The organism is Achromobacter sp. MYb9 (genome assembly GCF_002975275.1).
Classification (GTDB): Bacteria; Pseudomonadota; Gammaproteobacteria; order Burkholderiales; family Burkholderiaceae_B; genus Achromobacter.
Window position 1 is genome coordinate 310,459 of the sequence record NZ_PCOQ01000005.1, and the last position, 16,352, is coordinate 326,810.

At 68.2% G+C, this 16,352-nt stretch carries 9 protein-coding genes; 2 read left to right on the forward strand and 7 right to left on the reverse strand.

The window, feature by feature from the left end; all coding sequences use genetic code 11:
- Positions 1-2 precede the first annotated feature (2 nt).
- The gene (locus CQ050_RS11160; protein WP_105556881.1) at positions 3-1,166 is read right to left on the reverse strand and encodes a C45 family peptidase; all 1,164 of its coding nucleotides are present in this window, start codon (positions 1,164-1,166) and stop codon (positions 3-5) included.
- A 169-nt stretch (positions 1,167-1,335) separates the two neighbouring features.
- On the opposite strand from CQ050_RS11160, the gene CQ050_RS11165 reads away from it, so the two are divergent.
- Positions 1,336-2,208 (forward strand): GntR family transcriptional regulator, encoded by an 873-nt coding sequence (locus CQ050_RS11165; RefSeq protein ID WP_105556882.1) that lies wholly within the window; start codon positions 1,336-1,338, stop codon positions 2,206-2,208.
- A 152-nt stretch (positions 2,209-2,360) separates the two neighbouring features.
- A complete protein-coding gene (gene fhuE, locus CQ050_RS11170) occupies positions 2,361-4,586 on the forward strand; it encodes a ferric-rhodotorulic acid/ferric-coprogen receptor FhuE (protein ID WP_105556883.1) in 2,226 nt (741 codons plus the stop codon).
- Here the strand turns inward: fhuE and fhuF are convergent.
- From fhuF to glgB, 6 genes are all read right to left on the reverse strand, one after another.
- Complete coding sequence (fhuF, locus tag CQ050_RS11175) at positions 4,583-5,341, reverse strand: siderophore-iron reductase FhuF (RefSeq protein ID WP_105556884.1); 759 nt, start codon at positions 5,339-5,341, stop codon at positions 4,583-4,585. The genes fhuE and fhuF overlap by 4 nt on opposite strands.
- A gap of 141 nt (positions 5,342-5,482) precedes the next feature.
- Positions 5,483-8,134 (reverse strand): malto-oligosyltrehalose synthase, encoded by a 2,652-nt coding sequence (gene treY / locus CQ050_RS11180; protein WP_105556909.1) that lies wholly within the window; start codon positions 8,132-8,134, stop codon positions 5,483-5,485.
- The gene (gene malQ / locus CQ050_RS11185) at positions 8,131-10,296 is read right to left on the reverse strand and encodes a 4-alpha-glucanotransferase (RefSeq protein ID WP_105556885.1); all 2,166 of its coding nucleotides are present in this window, start codon (positions 10,294-10,296) and stop codon (positions 8,131-8,133) included. The genes treY and malQ overlap by 4 nt, the downstream gene beginning before the upstream one ends.
- Positions 10,293-12,119: a malto-oligosyltrehalose trehalohydrolase gene (gene treZ / locus CQ050_RS11190; RefSeq protein WP_105556886.1), complete on the reverse strand. Its 1,827-nt coding sequence runs from the start codon at positions 12,117-12,119 to the stop codon at positions 10,293-10,295. The genes malQ and treZ overlap by 4 nt, the downstream gene beginning before the upstream one ends.
- Positions 12,116-14,227: a glycogen debranching protein GlgX gene (gene glgX / locus CQ050_RS11195; RefSeq protein ID WP_105556887.1), complete on the reverse strand. Its 2,112-nt coding sequence runs from the start codon at positions 14,225-14,227 to the stop codon at positions 12,116-12,118. The genes treZ and glgX overlap by 4 nt, the downstream gene beginning before the upstream one ends.
- A 4-nt stretch (positions 14,228-14,231) precedes the next feature.
- On the reverse strand, positions 14,232-16,352 hold a 2,121-nt coding region (gene glgB / locus CQ050_RS11200), incomplete at its 5' end, for a 1,4-alpha-glucan branching protein GlgB (protein WP_233213966.1).

Consider the following 16,352-nt stretch of genomic DNA (forward strand, 5'->3'; position numbering starts at 1 on the left):
CGTCAGGCTGCCGCCAGTTCGGACTCGCGCACGTCGACCGCGTCGCCCGGTTCGTCGCCGTCCAGCCGGTAGGTGGTGAAGCGCCGATTCGCTGCGGGCATGGGCGCGATTTCCATGATGCCCAACGCCGGTTCCATGACGATCATCGCCACGGTGGCGGTCAGGTTGCCGCCGTCGCCGTGGCGTGCGGGGCGGCAGACGGAATAGGGCGCCAGGAAGTCGTCGAACAGGGCGGCCTTGACGCCTTCGCGGTCAAGCAGGCGGCCTTGCGCCTGCAGCAGCCGGCGCACGCGCCAGTCGCGGTAGAAGCTCTCGGGCACGTGGGGAATGCCCGTGTCGCGCAGCTTGGACAGCGCGATGGCGCCCACCCAGTGGTTGGCGTGCACGATCAAGCCGTCGTCCGGATACAGCGGGAAGGCCTCGTCCGGCGCGCATTCGAAATCAATGCCGAAGCCCGCCGCCGACGCGATCATGATGTTGTTCGAGCACGACTTGGGCGTGGTCGCCACGACCTTGGCCGCCAGCGCGAAGTGCTCCTGTTCCAGCACCTTGCGGCGGATCAGGCCCAGCGGCACGCCCAGCGACCGGTAGTCGCGCTCGCATTCCAGGTAATTGGCGGTGATGGACACACCTGCCGCGTTCAAGCCGCTGCGCGCCAGCCCGCCGGCTTCGACGAAGGTCAGGTAGTCGGGGCCGTGGTTCTGACGCACCCGCAGCACCACGCCGGTGTCGGCGCATTCGGCGCGCCAGTCCCAGTTTTGCGCGTGGATCAGATTGCCGGAGGCGCTGCGTTCGGGCAGCAGGATGGCCCCGGTGCAACCGTCGTCGGCCTCGTCGTCGGGGTTGGCCGTGGCGCTTTGCGCCCGCGCCAGTGCCATGACCTCGGTGCGGGCGTTGATCATGACGATGTCTTCGAACGGTACCCCTGCGCCGGCCGCGATGCCGTGCATTTCCTCGACGTAGCGTTCGTCGAAGTCACCGATGCGGCGCGCGTAGTCGGCGATCAGGGCTGTCTTTTGCGCGGCGCTCATGCCGAATCCGTCCAGGGCCCCGCCGTATAGCGCCACGCTCTGCCGGATGCGAGGAGCCAGCGCCCGACCGTACTGGCGGCCGCGCTCTTCGGGGCCGCCCGTCAACGTCACGCAGGGAAAGGGGGTGATCGCCATCGCTTGTCCTTTTGTATTTTGATGCTGTGTAATACACTAAATAGGCCGGATGTTGGCTGTCAATCTGTTTTATGTGGCGTTATATGAAATTTAGGGAAAACGTGAATGCCAAGGATGCGAATTGGCATTGAGCATAGGAACCCACCGTGAAGCGCAGGAGCGCGATGCCATGCAGGAGCTAAGTCCCCTACAGATCGAAGTCGCCCGCAAGCTCACGGCGCTGATTCAAGGCGGCCGCTGGCAGGTTGGCGAACGGCTGTCGGATGCGCGCCTGGCGCAAGAACTCAAGGTGTCCCGGTCGCCGATCCGGCAAGCGCTGAATCTGCTGACGCGCCAGGGCCTGGTGGCGTATACGCCCGGCAAGGGCTACCGGCTGGAACGCGAACCGGGCAGCGACGAAAGCCTGGACGAACTGATGCCGCATTCCGAATCGGAAAGCCTGTACGGCGATTTGATGAGCGCGCGCGCGGTCGGCCGGCTGGGCGCGGAAGTGTCCGAGGCGCAACTGGTCGAGCAATTCCAGGTGACACGCGGCGCGGTGCGGCGCGCGTTGATGCGTTTTGCCACCGAGGGGCTGGCTGAGCGGCTGCCGGGGCATGGCTGGCACTTCGCGGAAAGCCTGGACAACGAGCAGGCGGTGAACGAGAGCTACGAATTCCGGCTGATCGTTGAATGCAACGCGCTGATGACGCCGGGCTACGCGCCGCGCCCCGACCAGTTGGCCGCCTTGCAACGCGAGCAGACCGAGATCCTGCAGATGCCCATCGAACAACTGCAGCGCGACGCCTGGTTCAACGCCAATGCAGCCTTTCACGAGACGTTGGCGGCGTGGTCCAACAACCGCTTCCTGACCGAGGCCGTGCGGCGCCAGAACTCATTGCGGCGCATGACGGAATACGCCAACTTTGGGCATCTGGCCGAGGTCCACATCCATCAGGCGTGTACCGATCACTTGGGGATCTTGGCGGCGCTGGCCGAGGGTGACCGCGACTACGCCACCGCGCTGCTCAGGCGGCACATCACGCGGTCGGCCGATATCTAGACGCGGGCTCGACGCCAGCAGGGCAGAGACGCAACCCGGCGCGCGGCCTGCCGGCCTGGCCGTCGTAATTCGACAACAGATAATAAAGATGCGAATCAGTTGCATTACACTTCTTCCCGATTCAGCAGATCGCTGTGGGAGAGGTAGTCGACATGCACGTTCACCGGCCGGGTGGCCATCCATCCAATATTCGTCCCCGATTCACGCTACGCCTCGCTGAAGGGCAGCAGACACGCAGCGCCTGCGTGGCATGGGGGCTTTTCCTGGCCCTGGCATCCGCCACCGCGGCGGCGCAGGAAGCCGGGGTAGCCACCCTGCCCAGCGTGCAGGTGGTGGGCGAAGGCGATGGCACCACGACCGAAGGCTCCGGCTCGTACACGCCGCGCGCCACCGCCGCCAGCACCGGGCTGGCGTTGACGTTGCGCGAGACGCCGCAATCGGTCACCGTCGTGACGCGCCAGCGCATGGACGATGAAGACATGCGTTCGCTGGCCGATGTGATGGCCAGCACGCCAGGCATCTCGGTGCAGAACTACGACAGCGAGCGGTACTCGTTCAGCTCGCGCGGCTTTTCCGTCAGCAATTACATGTATGACGGCATACCCACGAGTTTCGACACCGGTTACGCCGCCGGCGAATCGTCCGTCGATCCCATCATCTATGACCGCGTCGAGGTCGTGCGGGGCGCCACCGGCTTGTTGACCGGCGCCGGCAATCCCTCCGCGTCCATCAACCTGGTCCGCAAGCACGCCATCAGCCGCGAGTTCAAGGCCGACCTGAGCGTCAGCGCCGGCACGTGGGACAACTACCGCGGCACGCTGGACCTGTCGACGCCGCTGAACACCGACGGCAGCGTGCGCGGCCGCATCGTATCGGCGTATCAGGACAGCCATTCTTTCCTGGACGGCTATCAGAACAAGAAGACGGTTTTCTACGGCGTGGTGGACGCGGACCTGACCTCGCGCACCACCCTTAGCGCGGGCTTCAACTACCAGGACAATGACCCGCAGCGCAGCAGTTGGGGCGGTTTTCCGCTGTGGTACGCGGATGGCGGGCGCACCGACTGGAAGCGTTCGTTGAACACCGGGGCCGACTGGAGCGCTTGGGCAAGCACGACCCAAGGTGGGTTCGCCAGCCTGGAACACCGCTTCGACAACGACTGGCGCGTGCAGGCGGTGGCGTCGCACTCCAAGCACGAGATGGACGGCAAGCTGTTGTACCTGTACGGATGGCCCGATCGCGAGACCGGGCTGGGCATGGGGGCGTCGCCTTCCTGGTATCTGGGCGATCGCAAGCAGAACAGCATCGACGTCAAGGCGTCGGGCCCGTTCACGATGTTCGGCCGCCGCCACGAGGCCGTGGTGGGCGCAAGCTTCAACCGCCAGTACGCCGACTTCGACTACCGGTCGTCCTTATCCACCGCGCCGGTCGGCAATTTCCTGGATTGGGACGGCTCGTATCCGGAACCGGACTGGAACGGCACGTCCGTTACCGCTAGCCGCTACACGACCAAGCAAACTGGCTGGTACGGCGCATTGCGTCTGAATCTGGCCGATCCGCTGAAGCTGATCGTCGGCGGCCGTTACAGCACCTGGAAGACGGATTCCGTCGGCTTCGGCGGCGGCAATCACACCGCCTTCGACAAGAACGCCTTCACGCCGTATGCCGGGCTGCTGTACGACATCAACGACACCTACACCGCCTATGTGAGCTACACGGGGATTTTCAATCCACAAAGCTATCAGGACCGTAACGGTGGGTGGCTCGACCCCCTTGAAGGCAAGTCCTACGAGGCCGGCGTCAAGGGCGAATTCCTGGAAGGGCGCCTGAACGCCAGCGCCGCCGTGTTCCAGATCGACCAGGACAACGTGGCGCAGGCCGATACGGGATACCTGGTGCCGGGCACGATCAACGAGGCCTATCGGGCCGCGCAAGGCACGCGCAGCCGAGGCTTTGACCTGGAAGTGTCGGGCGAAGTCACGCCGGGCTGGAACTTGGCGGCGGGCTGGTCCCATTGGACCGCTAGCGATGGCGAGGGCAAGGCGATCCAGACCGACCAGCCGCGCAGCCTGGTGCGCGTGTTCACGACCTATCAGTTGCCCGGCGACTGGAACAAGCTGACAGTGGGCGGCGGCGTCAACTGGCAAAGCCACGTCTACACCATCGCCAGTGGTCCCAATGGCGCCGAACGCGTGGGCCAGGGCAGCTACGCCATCACCAACCTGATGGCGCGCTACCGGTTCAACCGCAATCTGTCGGCGCAGTTGAACGTGAACAATGTGTTCGACCGCAAGTACTACAGCCAGGTGGGGTTCTATAGCCAGGGCGCCTGGGGCGCGGGACGCAGCGCGATGATGACGATGCGCTATCAGTACTAACCGCGCCGGGCGGGGGCCCGATGCTGCGGCGCCAGCGGGCAGGCCGCGCAATACTGCGCGGTGGGCAAGAGGTGGTAGAGGCAGCACTCGCGGTGCAGCGTCACCGCGGGCCCCGGGCCGCGCGATGTTCGGGGCGGCAGGCAAAGCGGATTGGCGCGTTCGTTCGCGGGGCAACCCCACCAGGGGTTTTCCAGCAGCGCCAGCCTGTCCTGGCGCACGGCGTCGCTTGCCGCGGTGCCGTGCGTCTGCGTTTCGACCGCCTTCAGCACGACCTCCAGGTAGCGCACCGCGCCGCCCCACACCACTTTGCGCGGCAGCCGGCTGGCGCGAAACAACGCATCGGCCAAGGGCAGCAGGTGGTGCCAGACCAGCGCGTCGTACCGGCGCCAGACATCGCCGCCGGGGTCCGGCGCGCCCAGTTCCGCGATCTGGAAGCGGGCAGGCGCCGCGTTGACGTCCAGTTCGATCCACATGGCGTCGCTGCGCGCGGGCAGCGCGTGGCGTGCGCCGCTGGCGGCCGCGGCCACGGGCGGCAACAGGGTCCACAGATAGCTCATGGCCCAGGCGGAGGCCACCGCGCGTGGATCGGCATCCGACCAATGGCGGCGATGGCGGGCAAGCGTGTCGGCCAGCCCGGGCTCATCGCCCAGCAAGGCCGCGGCCTTGCTGGCGCCGGCCGGGGGCGCGCCCAGTTGCACCGTTTCGGCGTAGGGGCGCCAGTCTTCACGAAAGAAGGGCTGCAGCAACGCGATCATGCGCGCGGTGCCTGCATGGGACGGATCATCGTGTTCGGATAGGAAGGGAACCCGGGACCGGCGGATTCCGGCCTGCGAAAGAACCGCAGCGTAAAGAGAAAGCGGCGGCAGCGCAAATGTGGCGTCGCGGCGCGGTCCGCGTCACGCGGTGACGCACAGCGCGACCGGGCAATCGCGCAGCAGTTCGCTTACGTCCACGTCGCCGGCGGCGTCGATGCGCGGGCACTGTCCGGACAGCGTATTCAGCAGGGCATCCGGGGGCGTGCCGGCCGGCAGCCGGATGCGGGTGCCGGCCCAGAACCGGTGCGCCTGCCCGGCCTGGCCGTGCGCATAGGCGCCAAGCGTTTGCGCGCATAACCGGGGCACGACGACGAGCACGCTGCGGGCATCGTGCCGCCGAAGGTAGGCCACCACATGGGCGGCTTTTGGGCCATGCGCCGCCAGCGGTTCGTGGGGGGCCTGGCTGAACATCTGTGGATGGCGGGCGCGCAGATGCAGCGCGCGGCGGATCAGGGCTTGCTTGATTGCGCCGGTGTGCCAGGCCTGTGCGCCGGTGGCGATTGGTTCGCCCGCATCGTCCGAGGCCAGCAGGCCCGCCCGGGCCGCGTAGTCGACCGGGCGGCGGTTATCGGGATCGACCAGGCTGAAGTCCCATAGGTCCGTGCCCTGGTAGAGGTCCGGCACGCCGGGCAGCGTGCACCGCAGCAAGGTCTGCGCAAGGCTGTTCACCAGACCTGCGGGGGCGATGCGCAACGCGTGCTCGCCGATTTCCCGCAGCAGGACGCGGCCATCGTCCGTGTCCTTGAGCGCGTCGATGCAACGGCGCGCCGCGTGTTCGTAGACCGGATCGGGGTCCGTCCAGCTGGTGCGCAGCTTGGCCTCGCGCAGCGCCTTTTCCTGCCATTGGGCGATGCGGTCCAGGTAGCTTGCCAACGGCCCGTCGGGCGAGTCGGGCGCCAGGTCAAGCGGCCATGCGCCCACCAGGGATTGCAGCAGCACATAGGCGTCGGCGGGCGCGATGGGGCCAAGCCGGGCCAGCCGCGGCACCCAGGTCCGGGCAAGGCCAATCCATGCGTGGGGCGCTTCACTCAATACCGCCAGCCGGGCCCGCGTGTCTTCGCCCCGCTTGTGGTCGTGGGTGGCGGTGGCCAGCATGGCAAGGGGGAGGCGGGCGGCGCGTTCCGCGCATAGCGCGTGAAAGGCCTCGGGCGACAGCGAAAATCGTTCGGGGCTGGACCCCACTTCGTTGCGGGACAGCAGCGGCCCGCGCCGGTAGAACAGGGTGTCTTCCAGCGCTTTGGCCGCCAGCGGCGGCGTCAGCTGTTGAAAGCGGCGCAGGCAATGCGCCAACGCGCCCGCCAGCACAGGCGAGGTGGCGGCGTCACTGCCCGCCGCCGGCCCACTCTGGAATGAAGCGCCACCGAGCCATTGGTCAAGTTGCGCAAGCAGTTGTCCGTCGGCCGTGTTCGGCCCCAGCTGCGCACGGGCCTGGTCCAGGGCCGTGCCGATCCAATCGGTATCGGCGGGGCTGCGGCCCCCGTCTTCCGCGTAGGTGCGATACACCGGGAACGCGGCCAGCAGGGCGGTCAGCACGCGGTCGATGGCAGGGAACGTCCAGTCGCGCGTTGCCGGGTCCATGCGGGCGACATGTGCCAACGCATGCGCCAGTGCCAGGCGTTCCGCGGGGAAGTGCCTGGCCAGCATCCGCTGGCGGGCATCCAGCAATTGCGCCGGCGCGTCGCGGGGATCGCCGCTCAGCGTGTTCCAGAACGCCTGCAGCGGCGCTTCGGCGTCGGGCGCATGCAGCAGCGCGCCCGCCTGGTCCATGAAGTCGTAGCCCGTCGTGCCGTCGGCCGGCCAGCGGGAATCCAGGGTTTCGCCGTCGGCCAATATCTTTTCCACGACGAGGTAGGCCCCTGCGCGTCCTGCGCCTGCCTGCGTCAGTGCCTGGCGCAGCCGACGCAAATAGGCGCCGGGGCTGGCCAGGCCATCGACGTGGTCGATGCGCAACCCGTCCAGAATGCCTTCCTGGTACAGGCGCAACACCATCCGGTGCACGGCGTCGAAGACGGCCTTGTCTTCGACGCGCACGCCGACCAGTTCGCTGATTTCGAAGAAGCGGCGCCAGTTGATCTGTTCGGGCGCGGTCCGCCACCACGCCAGCCGGTAATGCTGGCGTTCCAACAAGTCGTGCAGGCGTGCGCGCCCGTCGGCGGCATGGGCGTCATAGGCGGCGCAGACGGCGGCGGCATCGTCGGTGTCCGCCGCGAATCCGGGCGCGATGGGCAGGTGCAGGTCGCCGACGGCCACGACGTAGGCATCCGAGTCATGGATGAGCCTTATGCCGCCGGCTTGCAGGCATTGCCCATAGGGTTCGGGCAGCACCGGCAGCAAGACCTTGCCGCGCAAGGCCGGGTCGGCCGGCCGCCAATCGATATCGAAAGCGCGCGCGTGCGGACTGCGCGGCCCCAGGCGCAGCACGTCGGCCCACCACGCATTGGAGGGGTGCGCGGCCATGTGGTTGGGCACGATGTCGGCGATCAGGCCCAAGCCCAGCGATCGGGCTGCGGCGGCCAGGCGGCGCAAGGCGGGTTCTCCGCCCAGCGCGCCGCTGACGCGCTGGTGGTCGATCACGTCATACCCATGGGTCGAGCCGTGCCGGGCTTCGGTGATGGGCGACAGGTACAGGTGGCTGACGCCCAGCGCGGCATAGTACGGAAGCTGCGCGCGGGCGTCGTCCAGCGTGAAGCCCGCGTGCAATTGCAGGCGCGCGGTGGCGCGGGGCGCGTTCATGGCCGGCCCCTGATGGCGCGCACGGATTGCAGGCGCGTGGTGGTGGCCGGCGCGTTCAGGCAATCGGCGACGGACAGCGGCGCGCGCTGACGCCAGTTGGGATGGTCGGCGACGGTGCCGGGCAGATTGGGCTGATCCAATTGGCCCGTCAGGTCTTCCAGCGTTACCAGCATCAAGGGGCATGGCGTTGCCGCGACGAAGCCCAGCAATTCCGCGCTCGGCGGTTCGCGGGAAGGCGGCAACGCGGAAGCGGTCGGCGAGGATGTCTGCACGGCTCGCCACAAGGCGGCGCGGTCGGCAAGCCGCCCGGCGCGCAGCGTGGCCTCGTCCTGTTCCGGGCCCAGCAGCCCTAGCCGCGAGCGCCACAGGATGTCCTGCCCATGCCACCACCCCTCCAGCGTGGGCAGGTCGTGCGTGGTGGTCATGGCCACGGCGTGCGGCGGCCAGTCGGCCGGCGCCAGAAAGCCCGCCGGTTCGACCGGCCGCGCACTCGGAGCAAGCGCGGGTTCAGGGTCGGGTTCAGGCGCGGGTTCGGGGGCGCGCATGAACCACAGCACGTTCATGCCCAGCAGACCCTGTTCTTGCAGCCGGGCGTCGAAGCCATCGGGCACCGTACCCAGGTTTTCGCCGATGACCAGGGCGCGGCGCAGCCAGGCTTCCAGCGCCGTCAGCCGCAGCAACTGAGTGAGCGGGTAGCGCAGATAGGCGCCGTCCTGCGGTGAGGCGCCATCCGGAATCAGCCACATGCGCGCCATGCCCAGGATATGGTCGATGCGCACGCCGCCCGCATGGGCCAGGCTGGCGCGCAACATGGCCAGGAACGCCGCGTATCCCGATTGCCGCAACGCGGCGGGCGACAGCGCGGTCAGGCCCCAACCCTGGCCCTGTGGATTATGCAGATCCGGCGGCGCGCCCACGCTGGTGCGCGTCATCAGGTCGGCCTGGCGGCTCCAGGCGTGGCTGCCCGCCGGGCTGCCGCCCACCGCCAAATCCGCCAGCACGCCGATACGCATGCCGGCGTCGCGTGCGGCTTGTTGGGCGTGCGCCAGGCTGGCCGATGCCAGCCATTGGCTGAACATGTGCGCGTCGACTTCCGCCCGATGCGCGTCGGCGTAGCGTTGCGCGGCGGGTGATCTCGGGTCGCGCAGTTCGGCCGGCCATTCGGTCCAGGGGATCGGCGCGCCTTGTGCCCGCGTCTGGTCCGCATGCAGCGCTTCAAACAAGGCGTGGTCATGCAAGTCTTGTCCCGCCGTGGCGCGGTAGTCGTCATAGGCCTTGCGCTGGGCCGGGGTGGCGGTGACGGGGAACCGGGCGTGCAGGCGGCGCAGCAATTCCAGACGGGACGCGGCGGCGGCAGGCCAGTCGATAAGCGGCCTCGCGTCCAGCGCGCGCAGCCGCGCCTGATCCATGCCGGACAATGCGTGATGCACCGCCGCTTCGCCCAGCACGCTGGCGGGGTGGGCATACAGGGCATTCAAAAACAGGCGGCTGGACGGAGAATAGGGGCTGCATTGCGCGGGGTCGGCCGCGAACATCGCATGGACCGGGCTGATCGCCAGCGCATCCGCGCCCGCGGCCCCGGCCGTGGCGGCCAGGTCGCGCAACGCACCGAAATCGCCGAAGCCGTGCGTCGCCACCGCAAGGTCCGGGGACGGCCGCCGCAGGCTGTAGAGCTGGACGGCCAATCCCCACGCGCGGGCATCCTTGACGCGCAGCAGCTCGTCGACCGCAGGCGCGCGCGGCGGCGCGACGGCAAGCGTCGTGACGCCGCCTGGCGTCGTCAGCGTGTAGTAACCCGGTTCGGCGGGCGCGACCAGCGTTGTGGTGCCGTCGGCGGCGCTGGCCGTGCGGACGGCGACCCGGGATTGCGAGCGGGTCTGCATCTGGCAGACGCCGGCGCAATGCCCGGGAAGCTCGACCGTGTCGCCGGCCAGTGCGATCAGCATCGGGGCCAGATGGCTTTGCGCCGACGCAGCGGCCAGACGGTGACGGCTGTCGCGAATGTCCGCGTCGGAATTGGCGGGCAGATCCATGGCGTCCAGCAGGGACCGCAGCGTATCGGGTGACACGCGGCGGGGGCGCTGGTCGGCGCCCATCCAGTCTTCAATGATCCCGGCCTCGGCAGCCAGGGCTGACAAGGCGTTCTGGGCGGGTGTGTTCATTCGGCATCCTCAAGCAGCCAGACCGTGCTGTCGGCACACAGGCTGCCCAGCCCCAGCGCGTCGAACGCGCCCGGCCGGGATTCGAACAGCAGCGATGAAAACAGCGGGCCCTTCGGCGCCAGGTCGGGGGGCAGCGCTTGCCGGTCCGGGCCCAGGTTGGCGTAAAGCGTCAATAGGGCGCCATCGCCCAAAAGCCATTGCGCGCGCACGGCATCGGGTCCGACGGCACGTGCCCCGGTGCTGCGCGTGCCGGGCAGCACCGGGGCAATCGCGCGCTGGCGCAAGTGCAGCAGCGCTCCGTACAGGGTGCGCCAAATTTGCGCATCGCCGCTGTCGTCGTTCCCCTCTTCGTCTTCAGCGCTTGCCGTGGCCCAGGGCAGGCTCTGCGCCCACGTGGATTCCGCGTTGGGATCCGGCAGGGCAGCGACATCCGCCGCGTTGAAGCCAGGAAAAGCCGAGAACTCCCGCCGGCGTCCGTCGCGTACCGCCTGCGCCAGGGCCGCGTCCGCGTGGCTGGTGAAATAGAGGAACGGCGCACGGCTACCGCTTTCTTCGCCCATGAAGATCAACGGAATCTGCGGCGCCAGCAGTTGCAGCGCAACCGCGGCGCGCAGACGTTCCGGATTTTTCACCAGCACCGTCAGACGCTCGCCCGCCGCGCGGTTGCCGGTCTGGTCGTGGTTCTGCAGGAACAGCACGAACGCGGTGGGCGGCAGATGGCCGCTGGGTTCGCCGCGCGACGCGCCATGCCGGACGCGCGACGGCTGGCCCTGGTACAGCCAGCCCTGCTCCAGGCAACGCGCCAGGGCCTGGGCGGGTTGGTCGGCATAGTCGGCGTAGTAGCCGTGCGACTCCCCGGTCAACAGGTGATGCAGCACGTGATGGGCGTCGTCGTTCCATTGTGCGTCGTAACCCTGGCCGAGCAGACTGGCGCGGTTGTCGTCGTTCTCCAGGACCAGGTGGATATGGCGCTGCGCCGGAATCTGGCCGCGCACGAACTGCGCCAGTTCCACCAGCCATTCCGGGTCGGGAATGGCGTGCACGGCATCCAGCCGCAAGCCGTCGAAGCGGAATTCCGTCAGCCAGTACAAGGCGTTCTCTTCAAAGTAGCGGCGCACGGCGGGCTGGCGGAAATCAATGGCAGGGCCCCACGGCGTTGACACGTCGTGCCGGAAGAATGGCGCGGCGTATTGCGGCAGATAGTTGCCGTCGGGGCCGAAATGGTTGTAGACCACGTCCAGCATCATGCTGATCCCCAACCCGTGCGCCGTGTCGATCAGGCGCTTGAGCGCGTCCGGCGAGCCATAGGCTTCATCCGGCGCATAGGGCAGCACGCCGTCGTAGCCCCAGTTGCGCGGGCCGGGGAAGTCGGCCACGGGCATCAGCTCGACAACGGTGACGCCCAGCGCGGCCAGCTCGGGCAGCTTGGCGGTCAGCCCTGCAAAGCCGCCGGCCAGGCCCGCGTGCGCTTCGTAGATGACGGCTTCCGACCAGGGCCGGCCCTGCCAGGACGGATGCTGCCAAGGGTAGGTGTCGGGCCCGGGGACGACACTGGCCCCATGCACGTCTCCATCCTGCCGACGCGATGCCGGATCCGGCACCAACAGGTCATCGCCGATGCGGTAGCGATACCGGGTACCGGCCGGACAATCCACCTCGATCTCGGCGTACCCATCGGTGCCTGGATGCAGCGCGATGGGGTCGCGTCCGTCGATGACCAACGCCAGCGCGTCGGGCGCGGTGGGCGCCCACAGGCGGAAACGCGTGCGGCCATCGGGCAGGGGCAGGGCGCCGTGGGTGTAGGGCTCGGGCCATGCCGTCATGATGAGCCTCCGGGGATGCAGGCGGCCGACAGCAGCACCAGGCCGTGGGCCTGGACGGTGATGCCGGTATCGGAGACCGGCGCGGTCGGGACCTGCGTGGCGGAATCCAGTTCGCGTATCCAGGGCAGGCCGGGCTCGGGCAACGTGAAGGCAACGGGTTCATCGCCCGGGTTCAACAGCAGCAGGGTGATGTCCGCGCTGCCGTCGTCGCGCAACGCCGCGCGGCGCAGGGCCATGGCGAGGGTCTGCGGATCGTCCCACGATGCCTGGCCGATCGGGCTGCCGTCTGCGTCGAACCAGCTGATGGCGGCGACGCCCGGGCAGATCTCCTGGGCGGCGTCGCCGAAGCGCGCGGCACGCAGGCTGGGGTGATCGCGCCGCAGCGCGACGGCGCGCGCGACAAAATGGCTCAGCGCGCGCCCGGCGTCGCTCTGGGCCAGGGTCCAGTCCAGCCACGACAAGGGGCCGTCCTGGCAGTACGCGTTGTTGTTGCCGTCCTGGCTGTTGCCGAATTCGTCGCCGGCCAGCATCATCGGCGTGCCGTCGGACAGGAACAGGGTCGCCAGCAGCGCCCGCTGCACCTGGCCGCGCCGCTCCAGGATGGCGTCGTCCTGCGTGGGCCCTTCCTCGCCCCAGTTGCGGCTGTAGTTTTCTCCGTGGCCATCGTTGCCGTTTTCGCCGTTCGCCTCGTTGTGGCTGGCGTCGTAGCTGACCAGGTCCTGGGTGGTGAAGCCGTCGTGCGAGGCCACGAAGTTCACGCTGGCCCAGGGCCGGCGGTGACGTCGGTCGAACACGTCGCGGGACCCGCACAGCCGCGCCGCCATGTCGCCGCGCATGCCTTCATCGCCGCGCCAGTAGCGGCGGACGGTGTCGCGGTAGCGGTCGTTCCATTCGGCCACCCCCGGCGGATGATTACCCAGCTGATAGCCGTCGGGCCCGATGTCCCACGGTTCCGAGATCAGCTTCACGCCGGCCAGCGCCGGATCCTGCAGCAGGGCATCGAAGAAGCCGGATCCCGGGTCGAAGCCCGTGCCTTCGCGGCCAAGCGTCACGCCCAGGTCGAAACGAAAGCCATCCACGCCGTAAGACTGCGTCCAATAGCGTAGCGAATCCATCACCATCTGCAGGACGCGAGGATGCGACAGGTTCACCGTATTGCCGCAACCAGTGTCGTTGATGTAGTAACGCTCTTCGCCCGGCATCAGGCGGTAGTAGCTGGCGTTGTCGAGGCCGCGCCATGACATCGTGGGCCCAAGTTCGCTGCCTTCGCAGGTATGGTTGTAGACCACGTCCAGAATCACTTCCAGGCCGGCCGCGTGCAAGCGGCGCACCGCCTGGCGCAGGTCGTTCGGGCCGCGCTGCAGATACGCGGGTTCGGGCGCGAAGAACGACAGGGTGTTGTAGCCCCAGTAATTGCGTAGACCGCGTTCAAGCAGGAACCGGTCTTGCAGGAAGGCGTGCACCGGCAGCAATTCAATGGCGGTGACGCCCAGGCGGTGCAGGTGTTCGATGAAACGCGGGTCCGCCAGGGCGGCGCAGGTGCCGCGTAGCGGCTGGCGCAGGTCTTCACGCTGCATCGAGACGCCGCGCAGGTGCACCTCGTAAATGGTCGTGTCGGCCCACGCGGTGCGCGGCGCCTTGCTGTTGCCCCAGTTGAATGGCACGTCTTCCGTCACGATGGCCTTGGGCATCGCCGGCGCGCTGTCGCGGCGGTCCATCGACAAGTCGGCGCGCGCGTGATTCATCCGGTAGCCAAACAGCGCGTCGCTCCAGCTGGCGGGGCCGGTCAGGTGACGCGCGTAGGGGTCCAGCAGCAGCTTGTGCGGATTGAACCGGTGACCATTGCGGGGATCATAGGGGCCGTGCGCGCGGTAGCCGTAGACCAGCCCCGGTTGGGCATCGGGCAGGTAGCCGTGCCAGACTTCATCCGTGCATTCGGGCAAATCGAAACGCCGCAGCTCCTTGCGGCCCCGCGCGTCGAACACGCACAGTTCAATGCGCGTGGCGTTGGCGGAAAAGACGGCGAAGTTCACGCCCAGGCCGTCGCTGACCGCACCCAGCGGATACGGCTGGCCGGTCGTGAGGCGGGGCAGTTGAGAGGGATCCATGGGGTCAGCCTTCCAGCGTGAAAAATAAGGTGGCCAGGGGCGGCAGCGTCAGGGGCAGGGATTGCGCGTGGCCGTGCGAGGGCTCGGCGACGGTGAACGCCGCGCCTTGATTGCCCTGGCCCGAGCCGCCATAGCAGCCCGCGTCGGTGTTCAGCGTTTCGATCCAGCGTCCCGCAACGGGCACGCCGACCCGGTAGCCGTGCCGCGTGACGGGCGTGAAATTCGAAATGGCCAGCACCAGCGATGTGCGGCCCTGGCGCAGGAACGCGGCCACGCTGTTGTCGGCGTCATCCATCACCACCCAGGCGAAGCCTGCGGGCTCGGCGTCAAGTTCATGCAGGGCGGGGGTATCCCGATAGAGGCGATTCAGGTCGGCCACCAGGCGCTGCACGCCTTTGTGGCCCGCGTCGTCCAGCAAGGCCCAGTCCAGGGCGGCGTCGTGGTTCCATTCGGTGGGGCAGGCAAGCTCGCCGCCCATGAATAGCAATTTCTTGCCCGGGTGCGCCCACATGAAGCCCAGATAGGCCCGCAGGTTCGCCAGCTTGGCCGCCCGGTCACCCGGCATTTTGTTCAACAGCGAGCCCTTGCCGTGGACGACTTCGTCATGCGAGAGGGGCAGGATGAAGCGTTCGGAATAGGCATAGGCCATGCCGAAGGTGATGTCGTGGTGGTGGTGCTTGCGGTGCACCGGGTCTTCATGCATGTAGCGCAGCGTGTCGTGCATCCAGCCCATGTTCCATTTGTAGTGGAAGCCCAGGCCGCCTTCGGCCACCGGGGCCGTCACGCCAGGCCAGGCGGTCGATTCTTCGGCCACGACGATGGCGTCGGGGGTCTGCTCGCGCACGGTCGCGTTCAGTGCCCGCAGGAATTCAACCGCTTCCAGGTTTTCGCGGCCGCCGTGCCGGTTCGGGATCCATTCGCCGGGCTGGCGGCTGTAGTCGCGGTAGAGCATCGACGCCACGGCATCCACGCGCAGGCCGTCGATGTGGTAGCGCTGCAGCCAGTGCATGGCGCTGGCGATCATGAAGGCTTTCACTTCAGTGCGGCCGAGGTTGTAGACCAGCGTGTTCCAGTCGGGGTGATAGCCTTCGCGCGGGTCCGCGTACTCATACAACGGCGTGCCGTCAAAACGCGCCAGGCCGTGCGCGTCATCGGGAAAATGCGCGGGTACCCAGTCCAGGATGACGCCGATGCCGGCCGCGTGGCACCGATCGATGAAGCGGGCGAAGGCGTCGGGTGGACCAAAGCGCGCGGAAGGCGCGAACAGGCCAAGGGGCTGGTAGCCCCAGGACCCGCCGAACGGGTATTCCATGATCGGCATCAATTCGACATGCGAGAACCCCATGGCGTGCGCGTAGGCGGGCAGCTTGTCGGCAAGCTGGTCCCAGGCGCAGCGGTCGCCATCGGGCGCGACCCAGGAGCCGGCGTGTACTTCGTAGATGGAAATGGGGGCGTGGCGCGCTTGGCGCCCGGCGCGGGATTGCATCCATGCGTCGTCCGTCCAGGGGTAGGGAGAGGGATCGTCCACGACGGATGCCGTGGCGGGCGCCGCCTGGGCGCGGCGCGCCATGGGGTCGGCTTTCAGCGTGATGGCGCCATCGGTGCCGGTGATCGCGAACTTATAGCGTTCGCCGGCCGCGACTGCGGGGATGAACAATTCCCAGACGCCGGCCGCGTGGCGCAGGCGCATCGGATGGCGGCGGCCGTCCCAGCTGTTGAAGTCGCCCACGACGGCCACGCGCCGCGCATTGGGCGCCCACACCGCGCAGCGCAGGCCGCGGATGCCGTCCATCTCGGTCAGCCGTGCCCCCAGCAGTTCCAACGCGGGGCGCCAATCGCCAGCCGCCAGCGCCTCCAGGTCCTCGGCCGACAGGACGGGGCCGAAGGCATAGGCATCGTGCGTGACCTGTTCGGCGCCCGGCCACTGGATTGCCAGCCGGTACGAGCCGGGTTGGCCCGGGCGGACGCCAGGCGCCGCGCCGGTATACAGCCCATGCGCCTGCTCACGCAGGGCGGTGCGTTGGCCATCATGGGTGACGACCGACACGGCGGTGGCGCCGGGCACCCACGCACGGACCACGCCGTCGTGGGGCCCCAGCACCGAAAACGGATCGGCATGCCGCCC